The sequence below is a fragment of the Vitiosangium sp. GDMCC 1.1324 genome (assembly GCF_003044305.1).
Lineage (GTDB): Bacteria > Myxococcota > Myxococcia > Myxococcales > Myxococcaceae > Archangium.
Map to the genome: position 1 here is coordinate 49,799 of NZ_PZOX01000008.1, position 14,884 is coordinate 64,682.

The window sequence follows — 14,884 nt, forward strand, 5'->3', positions numbered from 1 at the left end:
GTGTTGGTGTCTGAGCACCCGGCCCCGCGGCGGGCCTCAGAATGCCGTGTCCACTCCGGGCACCGAGCCCGCCTCCTGGAGTCCGAGCCGCCTCCAGGCACGCACGGAGAGCCATGCGCTGGCGGCCAGCTCGACGAACCAGCCCAGCGCCAGGGCCCATGCCGCCCCGATGGGCCCCATGGAGGGCACCCACCACGCGCTCCCCAGCACGACCACCACGACGGAGGCGGTGAGCATCAGCGCCTGTGCCTTCAACTCCCGCGCCGCCGTGAGCCCCGTCTGCAAGCTCACGCAGACGTACTCCAGCGCGGCGGCCGCCATGAGCCAGACGAACAGCTCGAGGTTGCGCGCGTAGGCCGCCCCATAGAAGAGCGTCAGCGCCCAGCGCCCGAACAGCGCCGCACCGGCGATGGCACACACGCCCACCAGCGCCGCCCCTCCCGCGAAGCCCAACAGCATGCGGCCATAGCGGCGCTGATCTCCCGCCGCGTGGTAGCGCCCCAGCCGGGGGCTCACCGCCTGCCCGAGCGCATGCACCACCCGTCCCCCCAGCGCCGTGAAGTACGCGAGCGCGGCGTACATGCCCAGCTCCTCCTGGCCGAAGTTCGCCTCCAGCAGGTAGCGGGGGACGTTGGGGCGCAGTGAGCCCAGCAGCGCGGTGATTCCCAGCGCGTAGGAGAGCCCCAGCAGGCTCTTCAGCCGCACGCCCTCGTCGCTCCAGGGCGTCCGCCACAGCCGGCTCCAGGGACTCCCTCCCCCGAACTCGCGCCGGTACGCGTGCGCGTCGAACAGGAAGAGCACGACGGCCCAGGCAAGCCCCAGGGCCGCCGCCGCTGCCACCACGCTCCCCGTGAGCTGGAGCGCGAGCGCCACGAACACCACGGAGAGCACGCTCTTGACGATGAGCGAGCGGGCGATGAGGCCCATCCGCTCGGCCTTCTGCAGGGCTCCGTAGAACACCTCGCTGATGGCCTCGAAGCCCTTGGCCAGCGCCAGCAGCGCGATGACGAGGCTGGCGCGTGCCGAGTACCCCGCCACCAGGGCAATGGCACAGCACAGCAGCACGCCCCCGAGCACGTTGAGCACCATCAACCCGAGGTAGTGCTCGAACCCGTAGGCGCTCCGGGCGTCGGTGGCCTGGAGCGTGCGCAGGTTCATCCGCGCCAGCAGCATCACCGGGGCGGTGATGGCCAGGCCGAGGGCGAACTCGCCGAGCAGTTCCATCGTGCCGAGCCGGGCACAGGCCACCATCACGCCCCACTGGGCGAGCGCGTACACGAGCCCGGCCGTGAGCGTCCACGCGAAGTTGCCCCCCACCGACCGCTGTCTCATGCGCTGGTCACCGCGCGCCGCAGCACCTCGGCGAGCCTGCGGGCCGCGGCATCCGCGGAGAAACGCTCCACGCCGAGCCGTCCCGCCCGCGCCCCCGCCTCAGCGAGCCACTTCGGGTCGCGGACCCTGCTCGCCAGCATCTCCGCCGCGGCGGTCGTGTCCTTGGGCGGCAGGCACAGGCCGAACTGCTCCTGCGCGATGAGCTCCGCCTGCCAGCCGCCGTAGTTGAGGGCGATGGGGCGGCCGGCGGCGAGCGCGTCGAAGAACTTGTTGGCGGAGTTGTCCTGCATGCCCGGCACGTCGGTGAAGCAGGAGGTGGCGATGCTGGCCGCGGAGAGCACCGCGGGCACCTCCGCCTTGGGCACGGCGGGCAGGAAGAAGAGGTTGCGGTTGCGCACGCCGAGCTGATCGGCCAGCGCGTGCAGCGCGCCCTCCTCCCGCCCCTCCCCCATGATGACGAAGCGCACCTCCGGGTCGCGCTTCAGCATCTCCGCGGCCACCCGGACGAGGTAGTCCACTCCGTTCACCAGACCCAGGGTGCCCGCGTACAGCACCATGGGCCGGTCCTCGAGCCACGGGTACTTCCGCCGGAACTTCGCGCCCGCCTCGGCCGGCACCTGGAAGCGCTCCGGGTCGCAGAGGTTCGGGATGATGGTGATCTTCTCCGGGGATACGCCCGCCGCCTCCACTCCGGCCTTCATCCCCGGTGAGAGCGCGACGATGTGCTCGGCTCCCGCGTAGGCGGCGCGCTCGAGCAGTTGGGCGGCGAGGATCGCCGGGCGGCTCTTGAGGGCGCCCACCGCGATGGGGATGGCCGGCCAGAGGTCGCGGACCTCGAAGACCATGGGCTTGCTGTTCCAACGCGAGGCCAGGATGCCGGGGACCGCGATGGTCAGTGGCGTGCTCGTAGCGAAGACCACGTCTCCCCCCAGCTGCATCGCCCGCTGCGAGGAGTTGATGGCGAAGCGGCTGAAGGCCCGCATCCGGTCCGGGTAACTCATCGAGTTGGAGTAGGGCACCGGGAGCCAGTGCACGTGGATGCCGCTCTCGTTCGTCTCGCGCCAGCCCTTGCTGGTGTCCGCGGAAGGCTGGGTGTCCGACGTCACCATGTGCACCTCGTGGCCCATGGCGACCAGGCGGCGGGCGAGCTCGTAGGATCGGGTCCCTCCCTGCATCGAGGGCGTGGTGAAGTACTGGTGGAGGTAGGTGATCTTCATGTCAGGTCGCTCCGTGGGCGGTGGTGGAGTAGAGGTCAGGAAGGGGGCGCGCCGGCTCCTCGCCGGCGGCCGAGGTACACGTGGACATCACCATCAGCAGGAAGAGGGCCCGGCTGTCGTAGAGGTCGCCGCTGGACTGGCTGCCGACCAGCACCAGCACCGCCGCGCCGGTCGTCGCGCCATCGAGGCCGCGGCGCCCTCGGAACGCCGAGTGCGCGAAGGTGAGCAGGAGCCACGCGAGGAACGCGAGGCCCAGTGCCCCGCCTTCGCAGAACACCTCGAGGAAGATGTTGTGGGGGTAGACGCCCAGCCCGAGCGCGGGGAACGCCGCGAGCCCGGCACCCGCCACCGGGTTGCGCAGCGCGAGGTCGTACCCGGCGGCATACAGGGACTCGCGCCCCGACAGGTACACCTTGCTCTCCGAGTCCCCGTGCCCCTCGTACTTCAGGGTCAGCCGGAGGAAGCGCTCTTCCATGGATTGGGTGAGCGCCTTGCCCAGGGGTGAGAGGGTGATCACCGCCACGCTGGCGGCCGTGGCGAGCAGCGCCAGGAGGGCGAGCCGGCGCAGCGGGATGCGCGCCACTCCGAGGAAGATGGCGATGGCCACCAGGATGGAGGCCGTTCCGCCGCGAGAGCCAGTGAGCAGTGCGAGGAGCACCCCGGTGGCGGCCATCGGAATCCAGAGCCACGCCTGCCCCCGCCGGCTCCAGAAGTACAGGGCACCCAGCGAGAGCATCCCCATGAGCCGGGCGAAGACGTTCGGGCCTCCTCCCAGGACGGCCAGCCGCGCGCCGCCACCGCCCCCCAGCAACTGGCGCACGCCGGTGAGCGCCAGCACCGCCGTGGCCGCGACCACCACGCCCCAGAACGCGTCCAGCACACGCCCCGTGGGCTGGCGGATCGCGGCGAGCCCGAAGCCCACGCTCATCACGACGACCAGGGTGAGATCGTAGACCTTGCTCAGGGCGAAGCCCGCGTCGGGTGCCCAGAGCGCGCTGGTGCACATGTACCCGAAGAACAGCAGCAGGGCCTTCGTGAGCCGGGTATCGGGCTGCGTCTCGCCGGGCCTCGCCGCGCGGTGGGCCCGGTGGACCAGCCCCACGGACGCGAGCACCAGCCCCCCCATGACGATCCACAGCCGCAGCTCCAGGAACGGATCCGGCTCGGCCTCCGTGGAGGCCAGCCGGTGGAGGCCCCAGCGGCCCGCGAGCACGTAGAGCGCGGAGATGAAGCCCAGACCTGTGCAGCGGATCCAGCTCATGGGGAAGGCTCCAGCCCGGGCTCAGCTCGCGGTCGGGTACTCGTACTGGTAGATGCCATTCACGGTGCGTCCCGCCGACGAGCGCGGCACCCCGTTGAGGATGACGCCCCGCACCGGAGCGCCGTTCTGCTCGAGCCGGTCGACGGCCTCGCGGACCTCCCTCATCGGGTGGGCGTCCGCGCGCACCACGGCGAGGTTCACGCCCGCGTGCCGGCCCACGAGCGCCGCGTCGGTCACCGCCAGGATGGGCGGCGTGTCGATGAGGACGAGGTCGTACTCGGCCGACAGCCGCGCCACGAGCGCCGTGAACCCCTCACTCAGCAGCAGCTCGGCTGGGTTGGGAGGAAGGGCTCCGGCGGACAGGAAGGACAGGCTCTGTCCGGGCGCCCGCAGGAGCGCCTGTTCCAGCGCGACCGTGCCGCCGAGGACCTCGGTGAGGCCAGGGGAGCGCTCGACGCGGAAGCAACGGTGGAGCCAGCCTCCACGCAGGTTGGCGTCCACGAGCAGGACGCGCTTGCCGGAGTCCGCCAGCACCCAGGCGAGGTTGATGGAGATGTAGGACGTGCCCACTCCCGGGCTCGGTCCGGTGATGGAAACCACGTTGTTGGGCGAGTCCTTCAGCGCGACCTGGAGGCGGGTGCGCAGGCCGCGCAGGCTCTCGGTGACCAGGTCGCGCGGATGCGTCTGGGCCAGGATGGCGAGCAGCTCCTGGGACGAGGTCCGCTTCCAACGGGGGCGGCGCGACGGAACCTGGCCGAGGGGGATGGTGGCATAGACCGGCAGACCGAGCTCCGCCTCGACCGCGACCGGGTCCGAGACACCCTTGCGGCGGAGCGCCTGCCGGGTGAAGGCGAGCGTGATGCCGAGCGTCAGCCCCAGCACGAGGCTGAGCGCGAGCACGCCCGGCTTGTTGGGGCGCACCGGCTGGCGGGTCACCACGGGCTCGTCGAGGACGCGCGCGTTGCCGACGATGCTCGACTTCAGGACCCGGTACTCCTGGGCCTTGTTGTTGAGCTGGAGGTACAGCTCGGTGGCGACCTTCACGTCCCGCATGAGCTGGGTCGACACGAGCTCCGTGTTCGGCAGGCCCTTGAGCTGGGCGTTGAGGGTGGTCCGGTCGGCCAGCAGCCGCTCCATCTTGCGGTCCGCGGCGGTGAGCATCGGGTGGTTCTCGGTGAAGCGCTGCCGCAGCTCGGAGCGCTCGAGCGAGAGCGTGGAGATCGACTTCTCGATGTCGACGCTGCGGTTCAGGAGCGCCTGGGCCTCCATCCCCAGGTCGACGCCTCCCTTCCCGGCGCGGTAGGCACTCAGGGCCTCCTCCGCGCGCTCCAACTCCTTGCGCAGCCCGGGCAGCTGGCTGTCGAGGAACACCAGTGTCCGCTCGACCTCCTCGCTCCTGCGCTCGACGTTGTGCCGGACGTAGTGGCGCGTGATGGCCTCGAGCATCGCGGAGAGCTCCGCCGGATCTTGCCCCTCGAGGACCACGGAGAGGACGCCGGTGTTGGTGCCCTTCTCGCTCGCGCGCAGCGCGCCCTGGAGCCGCTCCACCACCTCGAGGCGGGAGTGCCGGGTCACCGAGAACCGCGTCCCCGGGCGTGCCTCGAGCTCGGAGACGAGGAGTTCCACCTGCCGGGGCGAGCCCGGAGGTGTCGCGGCGGGGGCGCCCACGCGCCCACTGAAAAGCGGAGTGGAGCCCGGGCCGAGGAGCGTGTAGGCACCGGCCTCTCCCGCCACGAGCGTGAGCGGGAAATCCTCCAGCTCCGGCGGCACGCTCACCCGCGCCACCCGGATGCGCTCACCTCCCCAGGCGAACGTGTCCATGCCCCACAGGGGCCGGGCGAGGCCCGGTCCCTCGTACGCGCGAGCGAGCGCCGAGCCCACGAGCGGGAAGTGCCGCGGTGTGGCCTCCACCTCCAGCCGGAGCTCCTCGACGACCTTTCCCAGCAGCGCCCGCGAGCTGATGATCTCGATCTCGGTGGACGCCTCGCCGGAGAAGTCCCAGAGCAGCTCGCCGAGCTGCCCGAGAGGGTTGGCCTTCTTCTCTATCTGGATGACGGCATTCGCACGATAAACGGGTGTCGTGGCGGTCATGTACGCGACGCCCACCCCCAGCGTCAGGACGAGCGTCGCGGCGATCGACCCACGGTACTCGCGCAGGATGCCGAGGTATCGGCCCAGATCGAGCTCGTCGTCGGGTGTTTTGTGTTTTGAACGGGCGGGAGCGCTGCGGCCGGGGGTGCGCGTCATGGTGGGTTCTGCGGCTGGAAGGTGAGTGCCCTGTTTCCGAGATCGACTGCCTGCCAGAGCACCTGAACCGTTGGCTGAATCTGGGAGATGATGCGGTTCCAACGCGTCAGGTCGTGCGGCGAGACGAACACGACGTCTTGGGGTTGAAGTTGGAACTGCGTCGCGAGCAGGAGCGCGTCCGGCGACCTGGCATCGAGCTTGTAGATGGTGGGAAGGTTGAAGTTCCCGCGGATGACATAGACCCTCGCCGGGTTCGAGCTGACCGGGTCGAAGCCCTCGGTGTCGCCGATGGCCTCCGCGAGCGTCATCCGGCCCTTCACCATGAGGCGCGAGGAGGGTCTGCGGACCTCGCCGAGGATGAAGACCTTGTTACGGCTCCGGTCGGGGACGTTGATGATGTCTCCGTCCTGAAGGAGCCAGTTCTGGCTGACGTCCCCCTGCTCGTAGAGCGCCTGAAGGTCCAGGGTGAATGTCTTACCGCCCCGGGAGAGCGTGACGCCGCGCAGGTCCGCCTCCGCGGTGAGTCCCCGCACCTGGCTGATGGCGTCCTGCACCCGCAGAGGCACATCCGTGACGGGAATGCTGCTGGGAGAGACCACCTCTCCGGTGACCTGGACCTTCTGCCCACGGAAGCCCACCACGCGCACGTCGAGCTGCGGCCGCTCGATGACGCTGGCCAGCCGCTGCGTCAGGAGCTCCCGGATCTCCTGCAGCGTCTTGCCCGCGACCTGGACGACCCCCACATGCGGGTAGAACATCGTCCCATCGGACGACACCGGGTGGCCGGTGGCCTCGGGGGACCGGAACTCACCCGCTGGGATGGTGAGCTCGGGATGATCCCAGACGATGACGCTCAGCACGTCGTGGGCGGTCACCCGGTACTGATAGTCTGTCGCGACCTCCGCCAGCGGGTCCTGCTTCGGTGCGGGCCGCGTCTGGAGGAGCGCCGCCTGTTGCTTGCCCAACAGCTCCGCATCGATCGGGATGATCTCATATGCGCCGCCATCGGTGCCCGCGTCTGCCATCTCGGCGTGCCGCTTCCTGAAGGCAGACTCGTCCATATACATGCCAGGGCCCCACGCGCATGCGCTCGCGCACAGCACCCCGGCCAGTAGCAGGACGCACCTCATTGATCTCCTCCGGGCTCCCACCCATGCTTTCAAACCCGCGTTGTTGTGACCTCGAGCAAGAAAGCGATTGATCTCTCGGCTGCTCAATCCTCGTGGGCGGATGGCGCGCAAGCAAAGCCGTGGACAGTCCGGTGTCCGGAAGGCAATAGGGCCCCAGTCCCAGACAACAGATGACCTGCCCTCCGGGGCGAGTTCGTCCGCTTCCACCCGCTGCTGCGCAACTACCGGCACCTCGGCGGGATGATGGACATCGTCTTCGATCGGGAGAGCGTCTTCGTCGACCTGACCCGGACGCATCAGAGGGATGGGGGCCCTGTTGAGGGGGAGGGAGGGTGCAGAGGGGCCGAGGAGGACCGCTGACGGGGCCGCCCGAGCGATGCTCCCGGCCAGTGGACAGGCCGCTCAGCCCCTTTGGGGTACACGCCTGCCCAGGCCGCGCGCCCCTCAGGTGCGTGGCAGCAGCCTGGACCTCTTGGCTGATCAGGGCCGCGGCGCGCGGTAGGCGGGGAAGTAGTCCGTCCGGGCGCTGCCCGCCGACAGGCTGGCATATCGCTCCGGGTCGCAGATGAGCTCGTGCGTGTAGAACTGGGAGGTCGCGTTCGCGAAGCCCCGCTTGAAACGCTCGAGGCTGTCGCCCCGCTGGAGTCCTCCTCCCAGGTGGACCGGGGCGCCGAGCTTCAAGGAGAGCTCGACCAGCACCGTGATGTCATTCTTGGCCGGTGACTGCGCGACGTACGTGTCCGCCGCCCCCCCGATGTAGTCGTGCAGGTACCCGTCGCTGAGGACGGCGAGCCCCGTGGAGGCAACGTGGCCATCCGGAGCGCGGGTCGTGACGAGCCAGGCGACGGGCGAGGAGAATGCCTCCGCGAACCACGCGTCCGAGAAGAAGTACCGGGAGCTCGCGCCGTTGCGGACCATGATCTGCCGGTAGACCGCCTTGAAGACTTCCCGCTCCTCTTGCGAGGACTCCCTCACGGGGCAGCAGGTGGTCGCATAGCCAAGCCGGGCGTTGCGGCGGATATCCGCGCCGTGGTCCTTGCGGAACTTCACGGGCCGGGTGCAGTCGATGAGGCTCACCTCGGTCCTGGCCGTCCCGCCCGCGAAGCAGCACGGCCCCCCGATCCTGTCGCGCACGAAGATGCTGACGAGCTCGGTGCCTGCCCAGTCCACTGCTTCCTTGGGTACCTCGCTCAGCCCATCCAGAACCCCGCCCGGGAAGCCGTAGGGGGAGACGGCGTCGCGGTAGGGAGTGCCCTCGATGGGCCGCACGATGAGCGGGAGCCGGAGCGTTCTTCCCGCGCCTCCGTCGACGACGAGGGTGTGCGTCACGCCCTCGGCACGCAGGTGGTGCGCCGAGCGAAAGTAGTCCTCCGACAGCGCCGATTTCCCCTCGTCGGGGACCAGGACGGCCCTCAGCTTCGTCGTCTTCATTGTCATACCCGGCTGCTCCCCCCGTTATGTGTTCCAGAAAAGTATAGGAGGGATGAGGGCCCTGTTGAAGGCGTGGCTACCCGGAGTCAATTGCTCTTTCCCCTTGGCGACAATTACACTTCCCCATCGGGTTGATGCTCTACCGGTTGCGAGAGAAGCACGCCTCGCATGGGCGGTGCCCACGATACTCACGTGGGCACCAGATGCTGAGAGTCTATGTCGAGGACGAATGTGCCTGGAGCCCGACGGCTCCCTCGACCCATCCACGCATGTGCATGAATGGATTGATGGATGACGCGCGATCAGCGAGCCTTGGGCTCGGCCTTGTTTGCTGGCGCGCCCGTCCCACTCCACTCCGTCTTTCCGTCCGGCTGAACGCGCGCATCCACACGAGGCTGCTCCTGGCCATCCAGGAGCTTGAAGCTCGTATTTCGTGCCTCGTCCACGCCCAGGTGCACGCGCTCTTGACGCTGACCATCATTCACGAAGAGGTAGGCGCTACCATCAGGCTTGACGACGAAGCCCACGCGCTCGGAGACGTCATTCCCCATATAGCCATCCAGAATGATAGCGCTGCCCTCACCATCAATCGTGCTCATTCCGCCCACTTCATCTCCATTGGCGTTGAAGAGGATGAGCCCATGTCTGGCCTTCTTGACTTTTTGCACCTTGCCGTCGATGCGGACCTCGGTGCTGTCGGCTTCCAGAACGAGCCGCTCCACGCCCTTGTCATCCACGATGGCCAGGCGGTGCAGCTTCATGGACTGAGGGGCGACATCCGCGGCGGGCGTCGCTTTCCCGGCGCCCAGCAGCAACAGAGACCCTCCAAGGAGCGAACCACCCAGAGTCCAGCGCAGATATTTCCCCTGCCGTTGGACCTGCTTCTTGAGTGACGCGAGCTCTTGTTCCAGTTGGTTTTCACGTTCCATTTGAGCGCTCATTCCAGGTTCCTCTCCGTAGGACAACGATCATGAATCCCTTGCCCAGGACGCATGGTCGAAGCACGGAACTATCAGCAGTTCCATTGGATGTTCGGCAATGTTTTCAGGATTTCTTCGTCATGGAAGTATCATGGCGCAGGCTGGCTCACGAAGAATGTCCAGCATTCCAGGTGCAATGACCAGGAGGCGCCGGGGCATCTCGCGAGCCGCGGGTGTGTTCACGAACCGGGCGATGGTGAGGCTCGCAGAAGTCATGTGTGTGCTGGCCACATGGGATGCACCCCATCACGTGAGCCAGGCCAGGTGGCGCGCGCCGTGAACTCCAGCGGCATCCAAGCCCCTGCCGTGCCCCTCAAAAGGCCGCCAACCCCGCACCTCGAGCACCTCGCCCGCGGTCCTTCGGGAGGCCGGGAGGCTCACCACGATGCGGCGGGTGAGCTCTCGGAGCGAACGGCCCCGCTCCTCTCGGTCGGCCCTCGCCTGCCTACCCTCCGGGCCGCTCAAGAATCATGGCTTCTTGCGCATGCTCCATCCGGGGCTTCGAGTTCGCCCACCTCCAGGCTCACGCCATTCTTTGCGCCTCGCGTGGCCGGTAATGGACGAACGTCTCGAGGTCACCGAAGCGGATTTCGCCGGCTTTGACCCAGAACGGGTCGTCGTCCAGCACGTGCCGATGCACCGGGTTTGCATACATGACATGAATTGGCCGCGGCTCGGCTTGGAGCGAACCCCGAATGTTGTTGAGCACCTGGATGAGCACGTTCGACACCGACTGCGCGACGAAACCCATGCAGGATGGCCAGAATCAAGGCCCGCCCCTTCCCTGAACCGAAGTCCACGAAGGCCCCGTCAGGATGGATTGCGAAGGAGCGCATCGCCGACAAGAAGATAGCGGACTTGACCGGTTGGTAGAACGTCCCTTGTTCTTTGTTATCGCCAACGACATCGAGGCCCTTCAGATCAATCCACTCCCCGGTGCGTACTCCGTGCCGGAGGTCAAACAGAGCATCCTCCGTAAATGCGTGGATGACCCTGAGAGTCGGTGCAATCCCGCGGCTTCGCAGCGAAGCAACAATTCGAGTCAGTGCATGCATAGGCTGGAACATACGGCTTGCCGACGAGAACTTCCTGGCGCGATCGGAAAGGGTGTCAAACACATCGCACAGTCGGATGGATCGCCACGCACCGTCATACGCGTGGGGTTGGCCTCGCTGCTGAAGTCAATCCCGAGGCGTACCTCGCGGACGTCCTCACGCGGGTGCAGTCCCATCCCAACAGCCGCCTGGACGAGTTGCTGCCGGTTGCCTGGAAGCGCCTGCGTGCGGCCGATACCTCCTGAACTCGCCCCGCGCTGACTTTCGCTCCGAGCACGACGACTGCTCCGCTCGCGATCCTCGCTGAGCACGGCACCCGTCCGTCTTCAAGCCCCTCTTCCCCCGTCGAATGCCGGACGGGGAGACCCAGCCACCTGACCCGCGTTCACCCTCAACCGCGATGCCCGAGGAACTGTGGGTGCCTCCAGTCCCACAGCCGCTCGGGATGGCTGTCCACGTCCAACGGGAGGCTGTTCCACTCGTACACCTTGCGCGAGCTGGCTCCATGGATGTGGATGACCAGGCTCACCAGCGCCAACGCCGCGAATGCGACGGTGAGCGGGCGGCGCGAGCCCTCGCCGCTCCAGCGAAGCTCGCGCACCACGGGCACCAGGAAGAAGGTGAGGTAGGGCACCATGTCCGTGAAGAAGCGCGGCCCGTACGAGTGCCCTGCCCACCAGTGCGGGAAGGACGAGACGGCCAGCCAGTGCAGCACCACGGCGGCCAGCAGGAAGCCATGCAGCCGCGTGAAGGAGCGAGCGCGCGCCTCCAACACCAGGCCCCAGAAGCTCAGCAGCACCACCGGCGTGTACACGAGCAGCCCACGCCCGGGGGACACGAGGTTGCCGACGAGCGCCTCGGCGAAGCGGACCCAGCTCAGCTCCAGCCGATCCGCGTGATAGTACGGCGCCAGCACGGAGCCGTAGTGCGTCAGGTTCACCACCACCCACGGCACGGCCACCGCCAGCGCGCCCGCCAGGAACTTCGGCACCTGACGAGGGTACGTCCACAGCACGTACACGGAGAGCAGCAGCACCGACACGCTGTTGGTGGGCCGCATGGTGTACGCCACCGCGAGCGGCAGCCCCGCCCACCCGGCCCACCGTGACTCCTGCTGCGCCTTCACCAGACACAGCAGCACCAGACTCAGGCACAGCAGCGAGGGCCCGTGCTGCCACAACGCGCGGCTCGCGGTGGACAGGGCGGGCGTGCACATGACGAAGACGGTGGCCAGCAGCAGAGCGCGCCACCTCGACAGCTTCAGCGTGCCCAGGCTGTACATCACCACTCCCGCCAGCGCGACCATCACCGAGGCCATGTAGCGCTGCGGCTCGTTCCAGCGCTCCAGGTCGATGGCGCCCGTGGCGTCGTACAGGCTGCGCCAGCGCTCCAGTGCCTGCGCGAACCGCGGATGAATCCCGCCGAGCGGCTCGCACACCCGGACGAACACGTCCGTCAGCACCACCAGGGGCAGGGCCGCCAGCGAGGGACCCAGGGGGAAGAAGTTGTAGACGTGGCCATTCACCTCGTACAGCCCGTGCCGGTACTTCTCGAAGGTGGGCGCGTACTCGTCCAGATCGATGTTCCCTTCGCGCAGCAGCGACACCGCGGTGGGCAGGGTGAGCTTCGAGTCGAAGGGCGTCCCCACGGGGAAGGCCGCCAGCAGCGCGAAGAAGGCCGCGAACAGCAACACCCGCTCGCGCCACACCCGGGGCCTCGAGGAGGCCATGGACGTGGAGACACTGGAAGCCGAGGGGACGGAGGGGGCGGGTGACATGCTCATCGTGAGGGAGGGGCCAAGGGCCTCATATCAGCGTCTGGGCTGGCGCCTCGCGGCGATTCCGTTCGCCAGCGCCACCTGCTGCTTCCAGTGGCCATAGAGCCGGCCCTGCGACGCCAAGCGATCCAGCTCGCGCCGCGTCTCGTCGTCCACCGAGCCCGGTGGGGCATCGCGGTAGGGAGTCCCCGGCAGGGGCATGAACGTGTGCCCGTGCACCTTCGCCCCGAGGTCCGACAACCGCCTCATCAACGACAGCGTCGCCTGCACGTCCTCCGGCGCCTCTCCCGGCAGCCCGAGGATGAAGTCCACGTTCGGCACGAACCCGCTCTCCACCGCGAGGCTCGCCGCCCTCACCACCGTCTCCACGTCGTGCCCGCGGTGGCTCGCCTGGAGGATGCGCTCGCTCCCGGACTGGCCGCCGATGATGAGGTTATCGTTGTCCACGTAGCGCTTGAGCAATGCCAGCGCCTCGGGCGTCACGTGCTCGGGTCGCACCTCCGACGGGAACGTCCCGTAGAACACCCGCCCGTCGGGGCCCATCGCCTCGCGCACCGCCGCCAGCAACCGCTCGAGCGCCTCCAGGTTCACCGACTCGTCCGGCGAGCCGTACGACATGGACGTCGGCGTGATGAAGCGCACGTCCCGCTTGCCCGCCTCGCGCAGCACCCGCGTCCAGCGCGCGATGTTCTCCACGCTCCGGTGCCGGAAGCGCGCCTTGTTCATGAAGGGCGTCTGACAGAACCGGCACGCGTAGATGCAGCCGCGTGTAATCTCGATGGCCCCGAACATCGAGTGCCTCGCCGCGAACGGCGGGTACGTGTCCAGCACCACACCCTCGCCCCGCCCCTGCGACACCATCCGCCCTTCCACCAGCCGGGACATTCCCCGCGTCTGCCGGGGCTCCTCGCCGCGCACCAGCCGGCCGAGCAGCTCCAGCAACACGGGCTCGCCCTCGCCCACCGCCACCAGGTCAAAGCCCGCACGCAGCGTCTGCTCCGTCTCCGCCGTGGCGTGCACCCCACCCGCGATGCACAGCACCTCGCGGCCCTCCAGCCGCTCACGCAGCCACGCCAGCTCCTCGGCCGCCGCGGGGAAGCTCGCCGAGTAGAACGACCACGCCACCACCACCCGGTACCCCTCGTCGAGGCACTGGCGCACCGTGGACAGTAGCGACTCCCGGTCCCTCGGGAAGCGCAGGGCCACGTCCTGCCCCACCTCGTCCGCCTCCACCGCCCCCGCGAGGACGGTGAGCGCGTACTTTCCCGGGTACTGGTAGCTCAGGACGAGCGCGACCTTGTTCTTGGACGACATCTCCCACGCAAACTAACACGGGAAGTCGGGCCACGACGGCTCGCTCAGTTCCTCGGCCGGGCACGCGGCGAGCATTCTGGCCCAGGCGGGCGGGCCTACTCGGTCGGAACATCCAACGAAAATCCGTCATCAGGACGTCTTCTCAGGACTCCTGGAGGCGATGCAGTGCCCGTGCGGCATCATCGAAGACCTTGGCAAGCACGGGCTCCGCCGGCCGGTGGGCCTCGATGAGTGGCGCGTCCTCGGGACGCCCCACATGCTCGAGCAGGACGGCGGCTCGGAGGGAACAGTTGGGTGAGGAGCTGGCAGCCACGCACTTGCGGGCCACCTCGCGCAACCGGGAGCGGGCCTCTTCCGGGAGGCTGGGGAGGAGCTGCTCCGGGTGCAACAGCAACAGAGCGAAGAGGTCCTCACAGTAGTACGTGGCGGCCCCTTTCTGGCGCGCGGCCGTATCGGCCAGGGCATGGGCCGTGGCAATGAAGGAGGGAAGGGTGGCCCACAGCGTTTCGGGTACTTCTTCCGTGAGGACCGCGAGTACCTCTGCCTTCTGCTCCACGGGCACCGACAGGTCTCCGGCCCACGTGCCGAGCTCTCCTGGCGACTTCTCCAGCAGCACGAGCAATCCGTGCAAAGGGGTCGGTCGGGTAGAGTCGAGCCGCGCGACGGCCTCGCGGACGGCCGGAAGCAAGTCAGGGTGGCGCCTGCGCCAGAGCGCACAGGCCACGGTATTCAGGTCCGAGCGCCCTGCTTCACCAGCGGTCAGGTGCTCCAGCCGGCGGACGAGGACGTCCCGAGCGCGCGTCGCCTCGATGTGTCCGAGCGCTTGGGTGATGGCTTCCACGACGGACTCACCGTCAAAGTTCCCCCGCGCCTCTTCGAGGGCGAGCTGCTGCTTCAGCCGTCTGGCGCTGGCGTTGCCGCCCAGCTCACCCAGGCCGAAGACCGCGGCTTGACGGACAAGGGGAGCCGGATCCTCCAGCATGGCTTCCAACAAGGCTCGGGCCTTGCGAGAGCCGGGCTGCCGTACCAGGGCCTGGGCTCGGGACTCGTCCCCAAACCTGCAGGCCGCCACCAGTTCGTCCCGCCACTGCTCTATATCCATACCTCGCGCCATGGATTCTCCGGGCCTCGAACCTATGG

General features: G+C 68.3%; 11 protein-coding genes and 1 pseudogene. 1 reads left to right on the forward strand and 11 read right to left on the reverse strand.

Annotated elements, in window-relative coordinates; genetic code table 11:
* Window positions 1–36: 36 nt before the first annotated feature.
* The 8 genes from DAT35_RS23510 to DAT35_RS23555 form a co-directional block, all read right to left on the reverse strand.
* Entirely contained in the window at window positions 37–1,332 is a 1,296-nt protein-coding gene (locus tag DAT35_RS23510; protein ID WP_108069378.1) for a lipopolysaccharide biosynthesis protein, read from the reverse strand.
* Window positions 1,329–2,549: a glycosyltransferase family 4 protein gene (locus DAT35_RS23515; protein ID WP_108069379.1), complete on the reverse strand. Its 1,221-nt coding sequence runs from the start codon at window positions 2,547–2,549 to the stop codon at window positions 1,329–1,331. The genes DAT35_RS23510 and DAT35_RS23515 overlap by 4 nt, the downstream gene beginning before the upstream one ends.
* A gap of 1 nt (window position 2,550) precedes the next feature.
* Complete coding sequence (locus DAT35_RS23520) at window positions 2,551–3,810, reverse strand: O-antigen ligase (protein ID WP_108069380.1); 1,260 nt, start codon at window positions 3,808–3,810, stop codon at window positions 2,551–2,553.
* Between the two features lie 21 nt (window positions 3,811–3,831).
* A complete protein-coding gene (locus DAT35_RS23525; protein WP_108069381.1) occupies window positions 3,832–6,057 on the reverse strand; it encodes a polysaccharide biosynthesis tyrosine autokinase in 2,226 nt (741 codons plus the stop codon).
* Window positions 6,054–7,187 carry a polysaccharide export protein gene (locus DAT35_RS23530; RefSeq protein WP_108069382.1) on the reverse strand — a complete coding sequence of 378 codons (1,134 nt, stop codon included), beginning with the start codon at window positions 7,185–7,187 and terminating at the stop codon, window positions 6,054–6,056. Before DAT35_RS23530 ends, DAT35_RS23525 begins: the two co-directional genes overlap by 4 nt.
* 480 nt (window positions 7,188–7,667) lie before the next feature.
* Window positions 7,668–8,624 carry a GNAT family N-acetyltransferase gene (locus tag DAT35_RS23540; protein WP_233261665.1) on the reverse strand — a complete coding sequence of 319 codons (957 nt, stop codon included), beginning with the start codon at window positions 8,622–8,624 and terminating at the stop codon, window positions 7,668–7,670.
* A 296-nt stretch (window positions 8,625–8,920) separates the two neighbouring features.
* Window positions 8,921–9,547 carry a hypothetical protein gene (locus DAT35_RS23545; protein WP_146209845.1) on the reverse strand — a complete coding sequence of 209 codons (627 nt, stop codon included), beginning with the start codon at window positions 9,545–9,547 and terminating at the stop codon, window positions 8,921–8,923.
* 574 nt (window positions 9,548–10,121) lie between these two features.
* Window positions 10,122–10,349: a hypothetical protein gene (locus DAT35_RS23555; protein WP_108069387.1), complete on the reverse strand. Its 228-nt coding sequence runs from the start codon at window positions 10,347–10,349 to the stop codon at window positions 10,122–10,124.
* Between the two features lie 429 nt (window positions 10,350–10,778).
* Between DAT35_RS23555 and DAT35_RS23560 the strand changes: the two are divergent.
* A pseudogene (locus tag DAT35_RS23560) lies at window positions 10,779–10,898 on the forward strand (transposase domain-containing protein); the annotation flags it as partial.
* A gap of 146 nt (window positions 10,899–11,044) precedes the next feature.
* On the opposite strand, the gene DAT35_RS23565 reads toward DAT35_RS23560, so the two are convergent.
* From DAT35_RS23565 to DAT35_RS23575, 3 genes are all read right to left on the reverse strand, one after another.
* Complete coding sequence (locus tag DAT35_RS23565) at window positions 11,045–12,430, reverse strand: hypothetical protein (protein ID WP_233261666.1); 1,386 nt, start codon at window positions 12,428–12,430, stop codon at window positions 11,045–11,047.
* Between the two features lie 33 nt (window positions 12,431–12,463).
* On the reverse strand, window positions 12,464–13,744 hold the full coding sequence (locus tag DAT35_RS23570) for a TIGR04013 family B12-binding domain/radical SAM domain-containing protein (protein ID WP_108069389.1): 1,281 nt from the start codon (window positions 13,742–13,744) through the stop codon (window positions 12,464–12,466).
* Between the two features lie 142 nt (window positions 13,745–13,886).
* Window positions 13,887–14,858: a HEAT repeat domain-containing protein gene (locus tag DAT35_RS23575; RefSeq protein WP_158501842.1), complete on the reverse strand. Its 972-nt coding sequence runs from the start codon at window positions 14,856–14,858 to the stop codon at window positions 13,887–13,889.
* Window positions 14,859–14,884: the final 26 nt, after the last annotated feature.